Genomic DNA, 20460 nt, shown 5'->3' on the forward strand with positions numbered 1-20460 from the left:
TCTAGGTTGTAAGAGTAGAAATGACTGACTGGTCAGTCATAACAGGATGCCCGGCGTGCCGCGACGCTCTCCTTCCTCCGACGCAACGGGCGATGCCGCGCCGGCCAAGCGCGACGCGATCCTGGCGGCTGCGCTCGACGAGTTCGTCGAGAAGGGCTTCGCGCTCGCCCGCATGGACGCCGTGGCGACGCGGGCCGGCGTCGCGAAGGGCACGCTCTACCTCTACTTCGCGTCCAAGCAGGCGCTGCTGGAAGCGCTGATCCATGTGAACATCGGCGCTCAGGTCGCGGCCATCGGCCAGGCCGCGCTGCAATCCGACAAGCCGACTGGCGACCTGCTTCGCATGATCTTCGGGCGCATCCGCGCCGAGATCCTCGGCACGCGCCGGCGCGAGGTCGCCCGGCTGGTGATCGCCGAGGCGGGGCGCGTTCCCGAGATCGCGGCGCTCTACCACCGCGAGGTGATCACGCCCGGGCTCGCGATGTTGCGCGCGCTCGCCGAGCGCGGCGTCGCGCGCGGCGAGTTCGGGTCCGACGCTCTGGTGCGCTTTCCGCATCTCGCGATCGCGCCCGTGCTGGTGGCGCTCCTTTGGACGAGCTTTTTCGACGGCATCGAGCCGCTCGACGTCGAGGGCATGCTGGACGCCCATGTGGGCGTGCTGATGCGCGGGCTGCGGGGCGAAGCATGAAAGCCCTGCCCGCAATCGCAGCTTTCGCGCTGGTCGCCGCCGCGGCGGGCGGCCTCTACTGGGCGCTCACCCGCGAGCCCGAGGATCCGGCCGGCTGGCAGGGCTATGTGGAAGGCCAGCTCGTTACGATGGCCGCCGAGGAAGGCGGGCGCATCGAGAGCCTGAAAGTCGAGGCCGGCGACGAGGTCGCGCAAGGCCAGCCGCTTTTCGCGCTGGAGGCCTCGTCGCAGGACGCGCAGCTCGCCGAGGCGCAGGCGCGCACGCTGCAGGCCCGGGCGCAGCTGGAAAACCTGCAAGCCGCCCTGCAGCGGCCCGAGCAGGTCGCGGTGCTGAAGGCGCAGGAGGAGCGCGCCCGCGCGACGCTGGACCTGTCCCGTAGCGAGCTCGAGCGCCAGCAGGCCCTCTACGGCCGCGGCATCTCCGCCAAGGCGCGGCTGGACCAGGCGGAGTCCACTTTCGAGCGCGACAAGGCCGCGCTGGAGGAGGCGCAACGGCTCATCCAGGCCGCCCAGATCTCCGGCCGAACCGGCGACATTGCGGGCGCGGAGGCGGCCGTGCGGGCCGCCGAGGCGGCCGTGCGGCAGGCCGAGGCCCGCGTCGCCAAGCGGCGCGTCGCGTCGCCGGCGGCCGGGCGGGTGCAGGACGTATATTTTCGGGCCGGCGAGGTCGTGAACCCCGGCCAGCCCGTGTTGTCGCTGCTGCCGCCCGCCAACCTCAAGGTGCGGTTCTACGTGCCCGAGCCGGCGCTTTCGACGCTCTCACTGGGCCAGACCGTGCAGGTGAGCTGCGACAGTTGCCCGGAGGGGCTGACCGCCACGCTCTCGTTCCTGTCGCGGGAGGCCGAATACACGCCGCCGGTGATCTTCAGCGAGCAGGAACGCGGCAAGCTGGTGTTTCGCGCCGAGGCGCGCCTCGCCGGCGAAGGACTGAAGCTGCCGCTCGGGCTGCCGGTGTCGGTGGAGCCCGCCGAGGCGAGGCCCTGACATGGCGGACGCGCCCGAGATCGTCATCGACGTTCACGGCCTGAGCAAGCGCTTCGGCTCACGCACGGTGGTGCGCGACCTCTCCATGCAGGTCCAGCGCGGGCTGATCTACGGCTTTCTGGGGCCGAACGGCAGCGGCAAGACCACCACGATCCGGATGCTCTGCGGGCTGCTGACGCCCGACAGCGGGCGGGGGACGTGCCTGGGCTTCGACATCCTCACGCAGGCGGCCGAGATCAAGCGCCATGTCGGCTACATGACGCAGCGTTTCTCGCTCTATGCCGACCTGTCCATCCGCGAGAACCTCGAATTCGTCGCCCGCGTGTATGGCCTGCCGGACCCGCGCCGGGCGGCGCGCGACGCCATCGAGCGCCTCGGCCTCGGCGCGCGGGCGGACCAGCTCGCCGGCGAACTCTCGGGCGGGTGGAAGCAGCGCCTCGCGCTGGGCGCCTGCATCCTGCCCAACCCGGAGCTGCTGCTGCTGGACGAGCCCACGGCCGGCGTCGACCCCAAGGCGCGGCGCGACTTCTGGGACGAGATCCACGCGCTCGCGCATGAGGGGCTGACCGTGCTGGTCTCCACGCACTACATGGACGAGGCCGAGCGCTGCCACGAGATCGCCTATCTGGCCTATGGCGAGCTGCTCGCGCACGGCACTGTCCACGACGTGATCGCGGGGGCGCACCTCTCCACCTGGACGGTGACGGCCCCGGACGTCGCCGGGCTGGGGGCGCGCCTGAAAGCCGCCGACGGCGTCGACATGGTGGCGACCTTCGGGTCGGCGCTGCACGTGGCGGGCCGCGACGCCGCCCGGCTGGAGGCCGCCATCGCGCCCTTCCGGCAGGAGCCGGGCGCCGCGTGGCGCCGGGACGAGCCCACCCTTGAGGACGTGTTCATCGACCTGATGGGCCGCGCCCGGGATAATTTCGCATGAGCGGCGCCGCGCCCCGGCCTCCCGCGACGGCCACGCAGGGCCGCGGATGGCGCGCCGCGCTGGGCCGCTGGCGCGCCGTGTTCGTGAAGGAGCTGATCCAGCTGCGGCGGGACCGGATCACCTTCGCGACCATGATCATGATCCCGATCTTCCAGCTTCTCCTGTTCGGCTACGCCATCAACACCGACCCCAAGCACCTGCCGACCGCCGTGCTGTCGCAGGACGATTCGGCGTTCTCGCGCTCGATGGTGTCGGCCATGCGGGCCAGCGACTATTTTCGCATGGTCGCGCTGGCGCACAGCGAGGCCGAGATCGACAGCCTGCTCCTGTCGGGCCGCGTGCAGTTCGCCGTGCAGATCCCGGCCCATTTCGGCCGCGACCTCGTGCGCGGCGAACGCCCTGCCCTGCTGGTTATCGCGGACGCGACAGACCCGGTCGCGACCGGCGGCGCGGTGGCGGCGTTGCAGGGCCTCTCGGCCGGCGTGTTCTCGCGCGAACTCGTGGGGCCGGCGGCCAGCCTCGCCCAGAACCAGGCCCCGTTCGAGATGCGAGTCCACCGGCGCTACAACCCCACCGGGGAGACGCAGCTCAACATCGTGCCGGGCCTGATGGGGGTGATCCTGACGCTCACGATGCTGATCTTCACGGCGCTGTCGGTGACCCGCGAGGTGGAGCGCGGCACCATGGAGAGCCTGCTCGCCATGCCGATCCGCCCCACCGAGATCATGCTCGGCAAGATCGCCCCCTACGCGCTTGTGGGCGGGGTGCAGATGGTGGTGATCCTCGTGATGGGGCGCGTGCTGTTCGGCGTGCCGATCGTGGGCGATCTCGGCCTGCTGGTGGGGCTGACGATGCTGTTCATCGTCGCCAACCTGTCGGTCGGCTACACGTTCTCGACGATCGCGACCACGCAGCTGCAGGCCATGCAGATGTCGTTCTTCTTCTTCATGCCGAACATCCTGCTGTCGGGCTTCATGTTTCCGTTTCGCGGCATGCCGGCCTGGGCGCAATGGATTGGCGAGGTGATCCCGCTCACGCATTACCTGCGCATCGTGCGCGGGATCATGCTGAAGGGCGCCGAGGCGGGCGACCTCCAGTCCGACATCGCCGCCATCGCGGCCTTCACGCTGGCCGCGATGGCGGTGGCGGTGGTGCGCTTCCGCCAGACGCTGGACTAGCGCGTCAGTACTGGCCGGCCCGCCTGGCGTCGACGCTCCACGGGCCCGCGCCGGCGACCATCAGGTACAGGAACACGAAGCAGTACAGGATCGCGGCGTCGCCGCCGTTGTTCACCGGGAAGAACCCGCGCGGCGCATGCGCCATGAAATAGGCCACCGCCATCTCGCCCGCGAGCAGGAACGCCACCGGCCGGGTGAACAGCCCGAGCACGATGAACACGCCGCCGACGAGTTCGAGCAGGCCGCTCGTCCAGCTCAGCGAAAACAGGTCCGGCCCTGGCTTTCCGGACGCCGGGAAGCCGAGCAGCTTCTGCGTGCCGTGCTCCAGGAACAGGAGCCCGGTCATAATCCGCAGCACGCTCAGCATGCGGGGCGCCCAGGCGTTCAGGGCGGACAGGGAATTGCGGGTCGAAAAAGCCATCATGTCTCGCAGTTGCGCGCGGCCGGGCCGGCCGCCGATGCTCCGCAAACGTCAGGGCGGCGCGCAGGTTGCGGCGCCGCACGCAAAGGCGTGTTGGCGAACGCGCAAAGGGCGGGGGCTGCAACTCCCGGCAAAAGGAACACACCCGGAGCATGGCCGCCATGCCGGAGCATGGCCGCCATGGCGCAGCCGCGCTTGCGTTCGGGGCGCGGCTGTCGTGTTCTGCGGCCAGGAGGGCGAAACGCCCCCGCGTGACAACGATCGAGCTGGAGGAATAGCCATGGCCGCACCCGCAACCCCTTATCGCGGGATCTTCCCGGTCGCGCCGACGCCCTTCACGGCCTCTCAGGATCTCGATCTGGACGGCATGAAGCGCGTGCTGGACTGCATGATCGACCAGGGCGTCGACGGCCTCTGCATCCTCGCCAACTATTCCGAGCAGTTCCTCCTGTCGGACGAGGAGCGCGAGACGCTGCTCGACCTCAGCCTGTCGCACGTCGCCGGGCGCGTGCCCGTGATCGTGACCTGCAGCCATTTCAGCACGCGCATCGCGGCGGCCCGCGGCAAGCGCGCCGCGCAGGCGGGCGCGAGCATGCTGATGCTGATGCCGCCCTATCACGGCACGGGCCTGCGGGCGGACGAGAAGGGCGTCATCGAGCACTTCTCAGCCGTGTCGGAAGCCGCCGGCGTGCCCATCATGGTGCAGGACGCGCCGCTGAGCGGCGTGACGCTGTCGGTGCCGTTCCTGGCGCGGCTGGCGCGCGAGGTTCCGGGCGTCACCTATTTCAAGGTCGAGACGCCGTTCGCGGCCGCCAAGCTGCGCGGGTTGATCGCGGCCGGGGGCGACGCCATCGAGGGGCCGTTCGACGGCGAGGAATCCATCACCCTGATGGCCGACCTCGACGCCGGCGCGACCGGCACGATGTCGAGCGCGCTGCTGCCCGACCTGATCAAGCCCGTGGTGCACGACTTCCTGGCCGGCCGCCGCGACGACGCCAAGGCTGCCTATGGGCGCATCCTGCCGCTGATCAACTACGAGAACCGCCAGTGCGGCCTGCGGGCGACCAAGACGGTGATGATGGAGGGCGGCGTGATCAAGAGCGACGCCGTGCGCCACCCGCTGGAGCCGCTGCACCCCGAGACCCGCAAGGGCCTGCTGGAACTCGCCCACGACCTTCAGCCGCTGGCGCTGCGCTGGGGGCGTTGAGGCCGGACTGACGGACGATCGACCCCGACGGCCTAACGGCCGCCTGGCGTCTGGACAGATTTCGGCCGGCGTGCGACCCAACGGTTCTCGGCCGGCGGGGGCGCGGCTCAAGGCAAAAACAACGGGAGCGCCATGACGGACCGCAGCAATGATCGCACAGCCCTTCTGGCCGCCTTGCGGATGGCGGCGGCTTCCCGCCCGGCCATCGCGGAGCTGTTCGAGCAGGACCCTGCCCGCTTCGGGGCCTTCTCGCGCAGCGCGGCGGGGCTGACGCTCGACTATTCCAAGACGGCGCTCACGGCCGCGACCCGCGACCAGCTGCTCGCGCTCGCCCAGGCGGCAGACGTGGAGGGCCGCCGCGACGCGATGTTCACGGGCGCGCCGATCAACCTCACGGAAGGCCGCAGCGTGCTCCACACGGCGCTGCGCGCCCCGGCCGACCGGCCCATCCTGGCGGACGGCAAGGACGTGATGCCGGACGTGGCGCGCGAGCTCGGCCGCGTCTGCGCCTTCGCGGAAGCGGTGCGTGGCGGCGGGGTTAAGACGGCGGGCGGGGGGCGTTTCACCGACGTGGTGAATATCGGCATCGGCGGCTCGGACCTCGGCCCCGTGATGGCCACGCTGGCGCTCGCGCCCTACCACGACGGCCCGCGCACGCATTTCGTCTCCAACGTCGATCCCGCGCATCTCGCCGACACGCTGAAGACGCTGGACCCGGCCTCGACGCTGTTCATCATCGCGTCCAAGACCTTCACGACCGCCGAGACCATGGCCAACGCCCAGGCGGCGCGCGCCTGGCTGGCGAGCGCGATCGGCGAAAAGGCCGTGGCCGACCATTTCTGCGCGGTCTCGACGGCGCTGAAGCACGTGGAAGCCTTCGGCATCGCGCCGGACCGCATGTTCGGCTTCTGGGACTGGGTCGGCGGGCGCTATTCGCTCTGGTCCAGCATCGGGCTTTCGATCGTGATGGCGGTCGGCGAGCGGAATTTCCGCGCCTTTCTGGGCGGCGCACGCGCGATGGACGAGCATTTCCGCACGGCGCCGCTGGCCGAGAACCTGCCCGTGCTGATGGGCCTGGTCGGCGTTTGGCACCGCAACGGCTGCGGCTTTCCGGCCCGGGCGGTGCTGCCCTACGAGCAGCGGCTCGTGCGGCTGCCGGCCTATCTCCAGCAGCTCGAGATGGAGAGCAACGGCAAGAGCGTGAAGCGCGACGGCTCCCCCGTCGACGGGCCGACCGGCCCGCTGGTGTGGGGCGAGCCCGGCACCAACGGCCAGCACGCCTTCTATCAGTTGCTGCACCAGGGCACGGACGTGATCCCGGCGGAATTCCTGGTCGGCGCAGAAGGGCACGAGCCCGAGCACGCCGACATGCACGCCATGCTGGTGGCCAACTGCCTCGCCCAGTCGGAAGCGCTGATGCGCGGCCGCACGCTGGAGCAGGCGCGCAGCCAGCTGCTCGCGATGGGGCGCAGCGCCGAAGATGCTGACCGCATCGCGCCGCACCGGGTATTCCCGGGCGACCGGCCGTCGGTGACGATCCTGTATCGACGGCTCGATCCGGCGACGCTGGGCGCCATCGTGGCGCTCTACGAGCACCGCGTCTTCGTGGAAGCCGCCATCTACGACATCAACGCCTACGACCAGTGGGGCGTGGAGCTCGGCAAGGAGCTCGCCACCGCCTTCCTGCCGCTGGTGACGGGCGAGAGAACCGACGCGCCGGCCAGCACGGTGGGTGTGGCGAACGCTCTGAAAGCGTTGCGCGGCCAGAGCTAGACGTACGAAGCCCGAGCGCTTCCCTCTCCCCACCAGGGGAGAGGGGCAGGGGTGAGGGCCGCCGGGCTCAAGGCGCCTAACAACAAGACACTCAGGGAGAAACCGCCATGCTGATGCGCCGCTTCACGACCTCGCGCGGGGCCGAGCTCGATGTCAGCCTGATGGGGTTCGGGGCCGCGCCGCTGGGCGACCTCTACGCGAAGCTGGACGAGCGCGAAGCGCTCGCCACCGTGGAGGCCGCGCACGAGGCGGGCGTTACGTTGTTCGACGCCTCGCCGCATTACGGCAACGGCCTTGCGGAAGCGCGTTGCGCCGCCGTGCTGCGGCGTTTTCCGCGCGACAGCTTCGTGTTCTCCACCAAGGTCGGGCGCGTGATGGAGCCTTTCGCGCCCGTCGAGAAGCCGCGCGACGACGTCGTCGCGCCGGGCTTCGCGGGCGGCTTCCCGCACCGGGCGCGCATCGACTACTCGTATGACGGCACGATGCGGGCCGTGGAGCAGTCGCTGCTGCGCACCGGCTTCGACCGCATTGACATCCTCCTCATCCACGACGTGGACGTGTGGACGCACGGCGCCGACTTCGAGCGCCGCTATGGCGAGGCCATGGAGGGCGCCTACCGGGCGCTGGACGAGCTGCGCCGCACCGGCTTCACCAAGGCGATCGGGGTCGGCATCAACGAGGCCGACGTGGCGTCGCGCTTCCTGCGCGAGGGCGACTTCGACGTGACGCTGCTCGCCGGGCGCTACTCGCTGCTGGAGCAGCCCGCGCTGGCCGAGTTCCTGCCGCTGGCGCTGGAGAAGAAGGTCGGCGTGATGCTGGGCGGAGTTTTCAACTCCGGCATCCTGGCCACCGGCCCGGTGGAGGGCGCAAAATTCAACTACGCCCCTGCCCCCGAGGACGTGATGGAGCGCGTTCGCCGGATCAAGGCCGTGTGCGTCCGCCACGGCGTCGGCCTGCGCTCAGCCGCGCTCGCCTTCGCGGCCGCCCACCCGGCCGTGATCTCGGTGGTGATCGGCGCCGTGCGCCCCGAGGAAGTGCGCTTCAACGCCGCCGACATGGCGGCGGCGGTTCCGTCGGGGCTGTGGGCGGACCTGAAGCGCGAGGGCCTGCTGGCCGAGGGCGCGCCGACGCCGGCGTAATGACAGGAAGCCCGCAGATGAGCCGCGTCGTCCCTTCTCCCCCTGGGAGAAGGTGTCGGCGAAGCCGACGGATGAGGGACTAGCGCCGGGCGTGTTGCCGGCGGCCAGCCTCATCGATGGCCGCCAGTCCCTCATCCGGCCCTTCGGGCCACCTTCTCCCGAGGGGAGAAGGGGACGCACGTTAGGCAACAATCGTTCGCCCCGCCGCCCCGCCGCGTCACATCTGGCATGCGCGGCTGGCCGCGGCTTGCAATTCCCTTTCGGGCGGCCTTGGTGTAGTCGTCGCCGAAACGACAGCCCGACGAGATCACCCGAGGATCGCCCCGTGCCGCATTATCGCTCCCGCACCACCACCCACGGCCGCAACATGGCGGGCGCGCGCGGCCTCTGGCGCGCCACCGGTATGAAGGACGGCGATTTCGGCAAGCCGATCATCGCGGTGTCGAACTCGTTCACGCAATTCGTGCCCGGCCACGTGCACCTCAAGGATCTCGGCCAGCTCGTGGCGCGCGAGATCGAGAAGGCGGGCGGCGTCGCCAAGGAGTTCAACACCATCGCGGTCGACGACGGCATCGCGATGGGGCATGACGGCATGCTCTACAGCCTGCCCTCGCGCGAGATCATCGCCGACAGCGTCGAGTACATGGTCAACGCGCATTGCGCCGACGCCATCGTGTGCATCTCCAACTGCGACAAGATCACGCCCGGCATGCTGATGGCCGCCATGCGGCTCAACATCCCGGTGGTGTTCGTGTCCGGCGGCCCCATGGAGGCCGGCAAATACATCGCCGAGCCGGTCGGAAACGCCGCCGGCGTCACCAAGAAGGTCGACCTGATCGACGCCATGGTGGCGGCCGCGGACGACCGCGTCTCGGACGCCGAAGTGCAGGTGATCGAGCGCTCGGCCTGCCCGACCTGCGGGTCGTGTTCGGGCATGTTCACGGCGAACTCGATGAACTGCCTCACGGAGGCGCTCGGCCTGGCGCTGCCGGGCAACGGCTCGACGCTGGCCACGCACGCCGACCGCGAGCGGCTGTTCGTGGAGGCCGGCCACCTCATCGTCGATATCACCAAGCGCTACTACGAGCAGGGCGACGAAAGCGTGCTGCCGCGCAACGTCGCGAACTTCAAGTCGTTCGAGAACGCGATGACGCTCGACATCGCGATGGGCGGCTCCACCAACACGGTGCTGCACCTCCTGGCCGCCGCCTATGAGGGCAAGATCGACTTCACGATGGCGGACATCGACCGCCTGTCGCGCCGCGTTCCGGTGCTGTGCAAGGTCGCCCCCTCGGTCGCCAACGTCCACATGGAGGACGTGCACCGCGCCGGCGGCATTATGGCGATCCTCGGCCAGCTCGAGCGCGCCGGCCTGATCGACACCAGCATGCCGACCGTGCACAGCGCCAGCATGGCGGACGCCATCCAGCGCTGGGACGTGTCCCGCACCGAGAGCGAGGCCGTGCGCACCTTCTACCGCGCCGCGCCCGGCGGAGTGCCGACCCAGACCGCCTTCAGCCAGAGCCGCCGCTATGACGAGCTCGATCTCGACCGCTCGGCCGGCGTGATCCGCGACGCCGAGCACGCCTATTCGAAGGACGGCGGCCTCGCGGTGCTCACCGGCAACATCGCGCTGGACGGCTGCATCGTGAAAACCGCCGGCGTGGACGCCAGCGTGCTCAAATTCACCGGCCCGGCCCGCGTCTACGAGAGCCAGGACGCGGCCGTAAAGGGCATCCTCGGCAACGAGGTGAAGGCCGGCGACGTGGTGGTGATCATCTACGAAGGCCCGCGCGGCGGCCCCGGCATGCAGGAGATGCTCTACCCGACCAGCTACCTGAAGAGCCGCGGCCTCGGCAAGGCCTGCGCACTGATCACGGACGGCCGCTTCTCGGGCGGAACGTCGGGCCTCTCCATCGGCCACTGCTCGCCCGAAGCCGCCGAGGGCGGCCTGATCGGCCTCGTGCGCAACGGCGACACGATCGAGATCGACATCCCGGACCGCCGCATCGCGCTGGCCGTCCCGCAGGAGGAACTCGAGCGTCGCCGCCAGGAAATGGAAGCCCGCGGCCCCGACGCCTGGAAGCCGGCCCCGCGCCCCCGCAAGATCACGATGGCGCTGAAGGCCTACGCGGCCCTCACCACCAGCGCCGCCAAGGGCGCTGTCCGGGTGGTGCCGGAGTAAGCGGCGGCGTTTTTCGACACTGCTCTCTCCGTCATCCCCGGCGGCGCAACGCGCCGCGATGACGGCGAGGCATCGGAATCGTCGTGACATACTCCCCGAGGCGGTGGAATGCTCGTGACATACTTCCCGAGGCGCGGGGAGAGTCGGGCGTACCGTGGCGGTTGTTCGGCGGTGTGACGGAACCCGTGGCGGGTTTGGGCGCTTGCGTCCTAAACCGCTGGGAGGACCGCATGCCGCTTGCGAGCAAGACATTCACGGACGAAGCCACGGCGCGCCGCGCGATGCGGCGGTTGATTGGCGAAGGGTACGACAAAGCCGGCGTGCGGCTGCGGCGGCCGATGAACGGCGACAGCTTCGAGGTGTCGGTGGACGTCGACGGCGGCGACACCCATGCGTCGCGGCTGCTCGAGGAAGCGCTGGGCGCGCCGATGGCTGGCCAGATCAGCGCCATCGCGCGGGCGAACCCGGTCGGGGCCATGGCGGCCGCCTTCGTGGGCGGCTACGTGGCGCACCTACTGATCCGCCGCTGATCTTTCTCACTGGAGCTTAGCAAACCTCTCCGTCATCCCCGGCGACCTGCGCAGCAGGTCGGGAAGGGGATCCAGAGCAAAGGCGCTCACCCCTGGATCCCCTTCCCGGCGCTACGCGCCGCCGGGAATGACGGCGGGGAGGTTGGTCGATCAGCGCAACCCGCTCAGCGGCTGAGGCGGCGGTAGTTCTTGCCGACGTGCTTGCGATAGCCGGTCAGGACCTTGTGGCTGGAGCCGCCCGTTGCGAGCGTGACGCCCGCCTCCATGGCGGCGGCGATCTTCTCGTTCACCATCAGGGTCGCTTCCATCGCGGCGCCGGGGCCGCCCGCGCCGATCTTGGCGAGCCGCAAGCCGATCACCTGCTGCGCCTCGATCGTCAGCATGGCGGCGTCGAAACCGTAGCGCATCCAATTCAGCATTGTGGGTCTTCCTTGTCGGCTGTGTACAGCCTCAATCCCCGAGAGGTCGTTTCGTTCGCCGACTCGACACGGTGTCTTTGACGCAGATCATCCTACCACGTCAGCCCATAACGAACCGCTTCGTAGATAGCCGCATGAATGTTGCGCGACGCCACCGCGTCGCCGATGCGGTAGAGCGTGAAAGCCGCCTCGGCGTTGCGGGTCGGGAACGGCGCCGCGCCCGCCAGGAGGGCGCGATAGTCGACCTCGCCGCCGTTGCGGGATTGCGGCTTCAGCGCGATGTAGAGCTCGTCCAGCGGCGCGGTTCCGTGCTCCACCACCACCTGGTCGACGCGTCGCTCGTCACTCCAGAGCGGGGCGAAATCGGACGACAGGGTCGCGACCAGCTGGTTGCCGTCGCGCCGAACGGACCGCAGCCGCGTGTTGATCGTTAGCCGAACGCCGAGTTCGTGGAAAGCGCGCATGTAGGGCGCGTGGTTGAGGCCGCCCATCTCGGGGGCGAAGAACCTCTCGGGCGACAGCAGCTCCACGGCCGCGCCGGCCCGCGCAGCGACCTCGGCCGCGCTCATGCCCTGGTGGCCGCCGCTGTCGTCGTAGACGAGCACGTTCGCGCCCGGCGAGTCCGTGCCGGCCAGGATGTCCCATGACGACGTGACGAGATCGCCACCCTCGGCGAGCGGTGGGCTCTGCGGCGTTCCGCCGGTGGCGACGACGACCACGTCAGGAGCCAGCGCCAGCACGTCGGCGGCTTCGGCCGCGATGTTGAACCGCATCGCGACGCCGAGGCGCTCCAGTTCGGCGACGCGCCAGTCGACGATGCCGATCATGTCGCGCCTCCGCGCATTGCGGCACAGCAGCAGGATCTGCCCGCCGGCGCGCGGCGCGGCTTCCAGCACGGTGACGCGGTGGCCGCGCTCGGCCGCGACGCGCGCCGCCTCCAGCCCGGCCGGGCCGGCGCCCACCACCACGACGCGCTTCCCCGGCGCGGGCGAGCGCGGGATCACGTGCGGGATCACGCCCTCGCGGCCCGTCGCGGCGTTGTGGACGCAAAGCGCCTCGCCGCCCTCGTAGATGCGGTCCAGGCAGTAGGTGGCGCCCACGCAGGGGCGGATGCGGTGCTCCTCGCCCCGCATCGTCTTGGCGACGATGTGCGGGTCGGCGATGTGGGCGCGCGTCATCCCGACCATGTCGAGCTTGCCGGTCGCGATCGCGTGCCTCGCCGTCGCCACGTCGGCGATGCGCGAGGCGTGGAACACCGGAAAGCGCGTTTCGGCCCGGACCTCTCCGGCGAAGTCGAGATGCGGCGCGGACGCCATGCCGGCGATCGGGATCATCCGGGTCAGCGCCGCGTCCGTGTCGATGTGGCCGCGGATGAGGTTGATGAAGTCGAATTGTCCCGACGCCGCAATGCGCCGCGCGATCTCGACGCCCTCCTGCCGGCTGAGGCCCTGGTCCCAGTCCTCGTCCGCGACCATGCGGATGCCGACGATGAAGTCCGGCCCCACGGCGGCGCGCACCGCGTCGATCACCCGCCAGGTGAAGCGCAAGCGGTTGTCCAGCGATCCGCCATACTGGTCATCACGCCGGTTGGTGGCCGGGGACCAGAACTGGTCCATGAGGTGGCCATAGGCTTCGAACTCCATGCCGTCGAGCCCGGCCGCCTGCATGCGCTGCGCCGCGGAGGCGTAGTCGGCGACGATGCGGTCGATGTCCCAGTCTTCCGCCTCCTTGGGGAAGGCCCGGTGAGCGGCCTCGCGCACGCCGGAAGGCGCCAGCACGGGCAGCCAGTCGGCCTTGTTCCAGCCGGTGCGGCGGCCCAGATGCGTCACCTGGATCATCACCGCGCAACCCTCGGCGTGGCAGTCGTCCGCCAGGCGCCGCAGCCAGGGCACGATCTCGTCCCGGTAGGCGTGGAGGTTGCCGAAGGCCGCCGGGCTGTCGGGCGACACGATGGCGGAGCCTGCCGTCATCGTCAGCGCCAGCCCGCCTCGTGCTTTCTCGCGATGGTAGAGCCGGTAGCGGTCCTTCGGCAGGCCGTCCTCCGAATAGGCCGGCTCGTGCGCGGTCGACATGACGCGGTTCTTCAGCGTCAGGTGCTTGAGCTGGTAGGGCTGGAGCAGCGGATCGGCGGACATCGGGGCTCCGGGGGCGGATGCGCAAGCCCCACCGCAGGGGAGAGCCGCCGCAAGCGAACGGCTTGTCGCCGTACGACCATGGCTGGCCTTGCGTCGACCGCAAGGGGTCCGTCAGGTCCGACCGTGCAATCCGGGTTGTGCGCCGGCGCAACGCCCGGCCTCTTTCGCGCCGGCGCGAACGGACGCAAGATCGCCGCCCTTTCGGCAGGAGCGTCCCCCTATGACCGATCTTTCCGCTTTCCCGATCACCAAGCGCTGGCCGGCCCAGCACCCCGAGCGCCTGCAGCTTTATTCCACGCCCACCCCCAACGGCGTGAAGGTCTCGATCATGCTGGAGGAAATCGGCCTGCCCTACGAGCCGCACTTCATCAATATCGGGGCCAACGAGACGTGGATTCCCGAGTATTTGGCGTTGAACCCCAACGGCAAGATCCCGGCCATCATCGACCCGGATGGCCCGGGCCGGCGGCCCTTCGCGCTGTTCGAATCCGGGGCCATCCTGATCTACCTCGCCGAGAAGTCGGGCCAGTTGCTGCCGACCGACCCGGCGCGGCGCTACGAGACCCTGCAGTGGGTGTTCTTTCAGATGGCGGCCGTGGGGCCGATGTTCGGCCAGCTCGGCTTCTTTCATAAGTTCGCCGGCAAGGACTTTGAGGACAAGCGTCCCCGGGATCGCTACGCGGCGGAATCCAAGCGCCTGCTCGGCGTGCTGGAGACGCGCCTCGCCGGCCGCGACTGGATCATGGACGGCGAATACACCATCGCGGACATCGCGCTGCTGGGCTGGGTCCGCAACCTCGTGGGCTTCTACGGCGCGGGCGAACTGGTCGACTACGCCAGCCTGAAGAATGTCCCCGCCTGGCTTGAGCGCGGCCTCGCCCGCCCGGCCGTGGAGCGCGGCCTCAACATCCGGGCCCGCCCGGCTGGGTAAAGGGACGCAGCAGCATCGGGTGCGGGCGGCCAGCGGGTCGCCCGCCAACAAGCTCGGCCCGGCCATGCCCGCCAAGACCTACCCCCGCACCCCCGACGGCCGGTACTTCGTTGTTCGCGGCCGCCTGTGGCGCTGCTCCAACCCTGCGCTTGGCGAGGAGGAGCGAGCGGCGTTGACCAAGGCGCTCATGCGCGCGCGCCGCGCCGTGGGCGCCGCGCTGAAATCCGCCGACGCAGAGGCGCTCGCGTCGGCGCGCGCGGACGTGAACGCAGCCAAGATCGCGCTGGGCGAGCGCGGCCCGGCGTGGTGGACGGACGGCGCCGCGGACTACAACCGCCACCTCGCCCGCAACACGCCCTACGCGGCCTGGTTCGAATCGGTCCGGACCGAACCGACATGAAGCCGCTCGCGTGGACGACCGCGTCGGATTGGAGGATGATCGCGGCGAAACGCACAACACAGCGGGGAGAGGGTCGATGGCTTTCACAGGCAGCTGCCATTGCGGCGCGATCGCCTACACGGCGAACGAGGACCTCCCGACCAAAGCCATGGAGTGCAACTGCTCGATCTGCCGCCGCAAGGGCTACCTGCATCACTTCATGACGCCGGATCGCTTCGAGCTGAGGGGATCCCGCGAAGCCCTCCGGGTCTACACCTTCGCGAGCCACAATATCCGGCACCAGTTCTGCTCCACCTGCGGCTGCGCTCCTTTCGCGGAAGGCAAAACGCCGGACGGCGCCGCGATGGTGGCGCTGAACCTGCGCTGCACGGACGGGCTGGACGTCCACACGCTCCAGATCATCCCGTATGACGGCGCGTCCAAATAGCCTCGGCCACGGCCGCCCGGCGCGTGCCTTCGATAGGCGGCGCGCCACACGCTTTGCGCCGACGCGGCAGGCCACATAAGCTGGTCTCCTGTGCTGGCATTCCAGCGTCAACAGGGAGAGGTCCGGTCGCCAAGAGGTAGCCGGGTCCTTGGGGTCCGTGCTCGAACTTGCAGTCGCCGCCTTTCTGATCGCCCTCAACGGGCTGTTTTCGCTTTCCGAACTGGCCGTCGTTTCCGCCCGAAAGGTTCGCCTCAAGACCATGGCGGACAATGGTCGACCGGGCGCGGCGACCGCCCTGGCGCTGGCCGAGGACCCGGGGCGGTTTCTGTCCACGGTCCAGATCGGCATCACGCTGATCGGCGTTCTGGCCGGCGCGTTCTCGGGCGCGGCGCTGGGCGATCGCCTGAAACTCATCCTGATCGACTGGGGCATGCCGCCCGGCCCAGCCGAAGGCGTCGGCTTCGGCGTGGTGATCGGCGTCATCACCTACCTGTCGGTGGTGGTGGGCGAGCTCGTCCCCAAAAACCTCGCCCTGCGTAACCCGGAAGCTATCGCGTGCCTGGTGGCGCCGCTCATGAGCTTCGTTTCGCGGGCCGTTGCCCCCGTCGTCTGGCTGCTGGACGCCTCCACCAAGATCCTGTTCCGCTTCTTCGGCAGCAACACCGAATCGGCCGACGCCATCACGGACGAGGAAATCCGCACCATCGTGGCCGAGGCCCAGAGCGCCGGGTCGATCGAGCCGGACGAGCAGCGGATGATCTCCGGCGTGCTCAGGCTCGGCGACCGGGCCGCGCGCTCCATCATGACGCCGCGCACCGAGGTCGAATGGATCGACGCGGATGAAAGCGACAGCGCAATCCGCGAGCAGCTGACGACCACGAGCCACTCGCGCATTCCGGTCGGCGAGGGCGGCGCGGACAATATGATCGGCGTCGTGCAGGTGCGCGAATTGCTGGGGCCGCTGCTGCGCGGCGAGACGCTGCAGCTGAGGAACTATGTCCAGCAGGCGCCCATCATCCCCGATACGCTGGGCGCCCTGGATGTTCTCAACGGCCTGCGGGAGGCAAGCGTCCCGATGGCCCTGGTGCATGACGAGTATGGCCACTTCGAAGGCGTGATCACCCCGGCCGACATCCTCGACGCCATCGCGGGCGCGTTCCGCTCCGACGAAGGGCAGGGACAGGAAGAGGCGTTCCAGCGCGACGACGGCTCCTGGCTGATCGCCGGCTGGATGCCGGTGGACGAGATGGCCGACCTCCTGGGTCTGAGCCTGCCCGAGCGGCGCACCTACGACACGGCCGCCGGCCTGGTGATCAGCGAGCTGCAGCACCTCCCCAATCTCGGCGAAGTCGTCGAAACGCTCGGCTGGCGCTTCGAAGTGGTCGACCTCGACGGCCGCCGCGTGGACAAGCTGGTGGTGTCGAGGGTCGCGGGCGGGTGATGGGGGCGTCGCTGCTCAGTTGAGCAGCGAGGTTCAACCGACCGCCGCTCCGGAAACAGCACCGCCGCCCGGCGCGAGAGCCGGGCGGCGCGCTATGATGGTCAGGCCACGAAGCGAACGTCGTCGGCGGTGAAGCTCGACAGGGCGACGTTCTTCAACGTCAGCGTGTCGGTGGCCGAGCGGGTGATCACCAGATCGGCGCCCACCTGCCGGGTGGCGGCCCACACGGCATTCCAATCCGCGAACGCCGCGGTGGAGAATTGCAACACGTCGTCCCCGGCCTGGTCGAAATCGGTGATCCGATCCAGCCCGGAGCCGGCTCCGAACACGAACACGTCGTTGTCGGCCCCGCCCACGAGGGCGTCGGCGCCGAGCCCGCCAATGAGCGTGTCGGCGCCTGCGCCGCCGGACAGCGTGTCGTTGCCGGCGCCTCCATCCAGGACGTTGCCAAGGCTGTTACCGGTGAGCACGTTGGCTAGGCCGTTGCCAGCGCCGTTGAAGGCTGCTGCGCCCGAGAGCGTCAGGTTCTCGACATTGTCCGCCAACGTGTAGCTGACCGTGGCGGTTACGGAGTCGGCGCCCTGGCCGGCAAGCTCGATCACCACGTCGAGCGCATTGTCGACCGTGTAAGCATCACTGCCGAGCCCGCCGATCAGGGTGTCTGCTCCGACCCCGCCGTTCAGCGTGTCGTTGCCGGCGCCGCCGGAGAGCGTGTTGGCTGCGGCGTTGCCCGTGAGGACGTTGGCGAGTTCGTTGCCGACGCCGTCGATCGCTGCCGCGCCGGTAAGCGTCAGCTTCTCGACATTGGCCCCAAGCGAAAAGGACACCGATGACTGCACGGTGTCGGTCCCCTCGCCGGCGTTCTCGACGATGAGGTCCAGCGTGTCGCTGACCACATAGACGTCGTCGCCAAGTCCGCCGAGCAGCGTATCGGCGCCGAGACCGCCATTCAGCGTATCGTTGCCGAGGCCGCCGGAGAGCCTGTTGGTTGCTGAATTGCCGGTCAGCACGTTGGCAAGGTCGTTACCCACGCCGTTGATCGCGGCCGCGCCGGTGAGCGTCAGGTTCTCGACATTGGCCGTGAGCCCATAGGAGACCGAGGTCAGAACCGTGTCCGTACCCTCCCCGGCCGCCTCGGTGACGACGTCGAGCACATTGTCCACGTCATAGCTGTCGTTGCCGAGACCTCCAATGAGGGTGTCCGGCCCGCCGCCGCCCACGAGCGTGTCGTTGCCGACCCCGCCGGTGATCGAGTCTTCCTCGCCGCCGCCGGTGAGCCGGTCATTGCCGGCCGTTCCGATCAGCTGCAGCCCGGCCACGTTGCCGACGGCAATGATGAATGTTTTGTCGAAGGTGAGTCCGCCCGCGTCGGTGACGCGCGCGGTGATCGACAGGCTGGTCACCGTCTCGAAGTCCAATCCGGCCGTCTTCATCGTGATCACGCCCGTCACCGGATCGATCGCGAAAAGCCCTCCGGCATTGTCGAGCAGGCTGTAGGACAGCCCCGCCGCGCCGTCCGGGTCCAATCCCTGCAGCGAACCCACGACGGTTCCGACCAGGCTGTTCTCGAGAACCGAGCCGCCGGTGAGAACGAGACCGTTCGGGGTATTGTTGGCGATGTCCGCTCCCGTGACGCTGCGGTCAGCGAACCGGAAGGTTTCCACGTTGGTTACCTGGTCGACGCCGTCGAAGCCGGCTCCGCGCAGGTCTGTGACCGTGTAGACTTTGGTGACACTGTCTTGCCGGATCAGGTAGTCGGCGCGGTTGCCCGTGTAGGCCACCGTGTCGGCGCCGTCTCCGCCGTCGATGGTGTCGTCGCCGCCTCCACCCACGAGGCGGTTCGCCGCCGCGTTGCCGCGGATGACGTTGGCCTGGGCGTTGCCGGTTCCGTCGATGGCCATGATCCCGGTCAGGGTCAGGTTCTCGACATTGTCGGACAGGCCATAGGTCACGGACGCCAGAACGGTGTCGACGCCCTCACCCGCCAGTTCACTGACGACATCGAGCGCGTCGTCGACATCGTAGAGGTCGGCGCCAAGACCGCCGGCCAAGGTATCGGCGCCCGTCCCGCCAATCAGCGTGTCATCGCCGGCCCCGCCGCTCAGGCGGTTGGCGGCGGCGTTGCCGATCAGCAGGTTGGCGAGATCGTTGCCGGTTCCGTCGATCGCAGCTGTCCCGGTGAGGGTCAGGTTCTCGACATTGGCCGTGAGCGCAAAGGTGACGGAGGACTGAACTGTGTCGGTCCCGTCTCCGAGCGCCTCAGACACGACGTCCAGCGCATCCTCGACGACATAGACATCGTCGCCCGTTCCGCCGATCAACAGGTCCGCGCCGGCCCCGCCATTCAGCGTGTCCGCGCCGGCGCCGCCCGTGAGCTTGTTGGCCGCCGCGTTGCCGACGACTAAATTGGCGAGTTCGTTGCCCGCGCCGTCGATGGCGGCCGCGCCGGTGAGCGTGAGGTTCTCCACATTGGCGCCCAGCGTCCACGACACGGATGACCGCACCGCGTCGACCCCCTCGCCGAGCAGCTCCGTAACGACATCCAGGGCGTTGTCGATGACGTAAAGGTCGTTTCCGGTCCCGCCCGTCAGCGCGTCCGCGCCCGCGCCGCCATCCAGCGTGTCGTCGCCGGCGCCGCCGATCAGGGCATTGGCGGCCCCATTTCCGATAAGCGTGTTGGCGAGTTCGTTGCCGGTTCCGTTAACGGCCGCCACGCCGGTCAGCGTGAGGTTTTCGACGTTGGCGCTGAGCTTAGTGGTGACCGAAGCCTGAACCAGATCCGTACCTTCGCCGAGCTGCTCGGTGACGACGTCAGCGGTGCTGTCGACCACGTAGACGTCGTTTCCGGCGCCGCCGGCCAGCTTGTCGGCGCCCGCGCCACCCACGAGCGTGTCGTTGCCCGCGCCGCCGCTGAGCGTGTCATTCCCGGCGCCGCCGTCGAGCCGGTTGTCCGCGCCGTTGCCGGTCAGCACATTGGCCAGCGCATTGCCGGTCCCGTTGATCGCGTCCGAGCCCGTGAGGGTGAGCTTCTCGACGAAGTCCGAGAGAGCGTAGCTGACCGACGCCTGGACAAGGTCCGTTCCCTGCCCGTCATACTCGACGACGACATCGTAGACATTGTCGACCACATAGGTGTCGTCGCCATAGCCGCCCGTGAGCGTGTCGGCGCCAAGGCCGCCCGAGAGCGTGTCGGCGCCGTCGAAGCCGTTGATCGAGTCATTGCCCGCGGTCGCCGCCGCGGCCAGGACCTTGGCGCGCACCTGATCGGCCGTCCATGTCGCGTCCGTGAGGACGATGCTGTCGACGCCTTTCTCATAGTAAGGATCATAGCCCAACAGCGTCACGATTCCGCCATCCGCGCCGCCCGGCGCGCTCGGAGCGATCACCAGGATGACATCCTGTCCGATGCGGCGGAAGCTGACCTGCGCGGCCGAGACGCCCGTCAAGATCAGCTTATCGGACACGCCCCCCAACGGGTGGGTTTCATCAATGACGTCGTTGCCGTCGCCGCGCTTCCACACATAGGTGTCGTCGCCATAGCCGCCCGCGAGCGTGTCGGCGCCGTCGAAGCCGTTGATCGAGTCATTGCCCGCGGTCGCCGCCGCGGCCAGGACCTTGGCGCGCACCTGATCGGCCGTCCATGTCGCGTCCGTGAGGACGATGCTGTCG

The 20460-nt window shown here is 69.3% G+C and carries 17 protein-coding genes; 13 read left to right on the top strand and 4 right to left on the bottom strand.

Going from position 1 to position 20460, the window contains the following annotated elements; translation table 11 throughout:
- Positions 1-55 precede the first annotated feature (55 nt).
- From AC1DSZ_RS07695 to AC1DSZ_RS07710, 4 genes are read left to right on the top strand one after another with little or no spacing between them, the layout of a single operon-like run.
- Positions 56-688, top strand: coding sequence for a TetR/AcrR family transcriptional regulator (locus tag AC1DSZ_RS07695; RefSeq protein ID WP_476837780.1), 633 nt, complete (start codon positions 56-58; stop codon positions 686-688).
- The gene (locus AC1DSZ_RS07700; protein WP_476837781.1) at positions 685-1671 is read left to right on the top strand and encodes an HlyD family secretion protein; all 987 of its coding nucleotides are present in this window, start codon (positions 685-687) and stop codon (positions 1669-1671) included. Before AC1DSZ_RS07695 ends, AC1DSZ_RS07700 begins: the two co-directional genes overlap by 4 nt.
- 1 nt (position 1672) lies before the next feature.
- Positions 1673-2605 carry an ABC transporter ATP-binding protein gene (locus AC1DSZ_RS07705; RefSeq protein ID WP_476837782.1) on the top strand — a complete coding sequence of 311 codons (933 nt, stop codon included), beginning with the start codon at positions 1673-1675 and terminating at the stop codon, positions 2603-2605.
- Positions 2602-3783, top strand: coding sequence for an ABC transporter permease (locus AC1DSZ_RS07710; protein WP_476837783.1), 1182 nt, complete (start codon positions 2602-2604; stop codon positions 3781-3783). The genes AC1DSZ_RS07705 and AC1DSZ_RS07710 overlap by 4 nt, the downstream gene beginning before the upstream one ends.
- Before the next feature lie 4 nt (positions 3784-3787).
- Here the strand turns inward: AC1DSZ_RS07710 and AC1DSZ_RS07715 are convergent, their stop codons facing one another.
- Positions 3788-4204 carry a DoxX family protein gene (locus AC1DSZ_RS07715; RefSeq protein WP_476837784.1) on the bottom strand — a complete coding sequence of 139 codons (417 nt, stop codon included), beginning with the start codon at positions 4202-4204 and terminating at the stop codon, positions 3788-3790.
- Between the two features lie 280 nt (positions 4205-4484).
- Between AC1DSZ_RS07715 and AC1DSZ_RS07720 the strand changes: the two genes are divergently transcribed.
- The 5 genes from AC1DSZ_RS07720 (at position 4485) to AC1DSZ_RS07740 (ending at position 11038) form a co-directional block, all read left to right on the top strand.
- Positions 4485-5411, top strand: a complete 927-nt coding sequence (locus AC1DSZ_RS07720; protein WP_476837785.1) for a dihydrodipicolinate synthase family protein — start codon at positions 4485-4487, stop codon at positions 5409-5411.
- Positions 5412-5543: 132 nt separating this feature from the next.
- On the top strand, positions 5544-7184 hold the full coding sequence (pgi, locus tag AC1DSZ_RS07725) for a glucose-6-phosphate isomerase (RefSeq protein ID WP_476837786.1): 1641 nt from the start codon (positions 5544-5546) through the stop codon (positions 7182-7184).
- A gap of 107 nt (positions 7185-7291) precedes the next feature.
- Complete coding sequence (locus tag AC1DSZ_RS07730) at positions 7292-8323, top strand: aldo/keto reductase (protein ID WP_476837787.1); 1032 nt, start codon at positions 7292-7294, stop codon at positions 8321-8323.
- 325 nt (positions 8324-8648) lie between these two features.
- Positions 8649-10508, top strand: coding sequence for a dihydroxy-acid dehydratase (gene ilvD, locus AC1DSZ_RS07735; protein WP_476837788.1), 1860 nt, complete (start codon positions 8649-8651; stop codon positions 10506-10508).
- Positions 10509-10738: 230 nt separating this feature from the next.
- Positions 10739-11038, top strand: a complete 300-nt coding sequence (locus AC1DSZ_RS07740) for a hypothetical protein (protein ID WP_476837789.1) — start codon at positions 10739-10741, stop codon at positions 11036-11038.
- Positions 11039-11202: 164 nt separating this feature from the next.
- Here AC1DSZ_RS07740 and AC1DSZ_RS07745 read toward each other — a convergent pair whose 3' ends face one another.
- Positions 11203-11457 carry a hypothetical protein gene (locus tag AC1DSZ_RS07745; protein WP_188516135.1) on the bottom strand — a complete coding sequence of 85 codons (255 nt, stop codon included), beginning with the start codon at positions 11455-11457 and terminating at the stop codon, positions 11203-11205.
- Between the two features lie 92 nt (positions 11458-11549).
- On the bottom strand, positions 11550-13592 hold the full coding sequence (locus AC1DSZ_RS07750; RefSeq protein ID WP_476837790.1) for an oxidoreductase: 2043 nt from the start codon (positions 13590-13592) through the stop codon (positions 11550-11552).
- Between the two features lie 220 nt (positions 13593-13812).
- Here AC1DSZ_RS07750 and AC1DSZ_RS07755 point away from each other — a divergent pair, with 220 nt between their 5' ends.
- The 4 genes from AC1DSZ_RS07755 to AC1DSZ_RS07770 all read left to right on the top strand — a co-directional run bounded on the left by AC1DSZ_RS07755 (position 13813) and on the right by AC1DSZ_RS07770 (position 16791).
- Positions 13813-14523, top strand: coding sequence for a glutathione S-transferase N-terminal domain-containing protein (locus AC1DSZ_RS07755; RefSeq protein WP_476837791.1), 711 nt, complete (start codon positions 13813-13815; stop codon positions 14521-14523).
- A gap of 64 nt (positions 14524-14587) precedes the next feature.
- On the top strand, positions 14588-14923 hold the full coding sequence (locus tag AC1DSZ_RS07760) for a hypothetical protein (RefSeq protein WP_476837819.1): 336 nt from the start codon (positions 14588-14590) through the stop codon (positions 14921-14923).
- Between the two features lie 76 nt (positions 14924-14999).
- Positions 15000-15350 carry a GFA family protein gene (locus AC1DSZ_RS07765; RefSeq protein WP_476837792.1) on the top strand — a complete coding sequence of 117 codons (351 nt, stop codon included), beginning with the start codon at positions 15000-15002 and terminating at the stop codon, positions 15348-15350.
- 157 nt (positions 15351-15507) lie between these two features.
- Positions 15508-16791: a hemolysin family protein gene (locus AC1DSZ_RS07770; RefSeq protein WP_476837793.1), complete on the top strand. Its 1284-nt coding sequence runs from the start codon at positions 15508-15510 to the stop codon at positions 16789-16791.
- Between the two features lie 101 nt (positions 16792-16892).
- Here the strand turns inward: AC1DSZ_RS07770 and AC1DSZ_RS07775 are convergent.
- On the bottom strand, positions 16893-20460 hold a 3568-nt coding region (locus AC1DSZ_RS07775; protein ID WP_476837794.1), incomplete at its 5' end, for a beta strand repeat-containing protein.

The organism is Alsobacter sp. P4_H11 (genome assembly GCF_056400925.1).

What these genes read in the sequence shown, in the direction of transcription:
- AC1DSZ_RS07715 (WP_476837784.1), bottom strand. Translation starts at nt 4,204, where the DNA reads ATGGCTTTTTCGACCCGCAATTCCCTGTCCGCCCTGAACGCCTGGGCG.
- AC1DSZ_RS07745 (WP_188516135.1), bottom strand. Translation starts at nt 11,457, where the DNA reads ATGCTGAATTGGATGCGCTACGGTTTCGACGCCGCCATGCTGACGATC.
- AC1DSZ_RS07700 (WP_476837781.1), top strand. Translation starts at nt 685, where the DNA reads ATGAAAGCCCTGCCCGCAATCGCAGCTTTCGCGCTGGTCGCCGCCGCG.
- AC1DSZ_RS07710 (WP_476837783.1), top strand. Translation starts at nt 2,602, where the DNA reads ATGAGCGGCGCCGCGCCCCGGCCTCCCGCGACGGCCACGCAGGGCCGC.
- AC1DSZ_RS07720 (WP_476837785.1), top strand. Translation starts at nt 4,485, where the DNA reads ATGGCCGCACCCGCAACCCCTTATCGCGGGATCTTCCCGGTCGCGCCG.
- AC1DSZ_RS07755 (WP_476837791.1), top strand. Translation starts at nt 13,813, where the DNA reads ATGACCGATCTTTCCGCTTTCCCGATCACCAAGCGCTGGCCGGCCCAG.
- AC1DSZ_RS07765 (WP_476837792.1), top strand. Translation starts at nt 15,000, where the DNA reads ATGGCTTTCACAGGCAGCTGCCATTGCGGCGCGATCGCCTACACGGCG.
- AC1DSZ_RS07740 (WP_476837789.1), top strand. Translation starts at nt 10,739, where the DNA reads ATGCCGCTTGCGAGCAAGACATTCACGGACGAAGCCACGGCGCGCCGC.
- pgi (WP_476837786.1), top strand. Translation starts at nt 5,544, where the DNA reads ATGACGGACCGCAGCAATGATCGCACAGCCCTTCTGGCCGCCTTGCGG.
- AC1DSZ_RS07760 (WP_476837819.1), top strand. Translation starts at nt 14,588, where the DNA reads ATGCCCGCCAAGACCTACCCCCGCACCCCCGACGGCCGGTACTTCGTT.
- AC1DSZ_RS07705 (WP_476837782.1), top strand. Translation starts at nt 1,673, where the DNA reads ATGGCGGACGCGCCCGAGATCGTCATCGACGTTCACGGCCTGAGCAAG.
- AC1DSZ_RS07750 (WP_476837790.1), bottom strand. Translation starts at nt 13,592, where the DNA reads ATGTCCGCCGATCCGCTGCTCCAGCCCTACCAGCTCAAGCACCTGACG.
- AC1DSZ_RS07730 (WP_476837787.1), top strand. Translation starts at nt 7,292, where the DNA reads ATGCTGATGCGCCGCTTCACGACCTCGCGCGGGGCCGAGCTCGATGTC.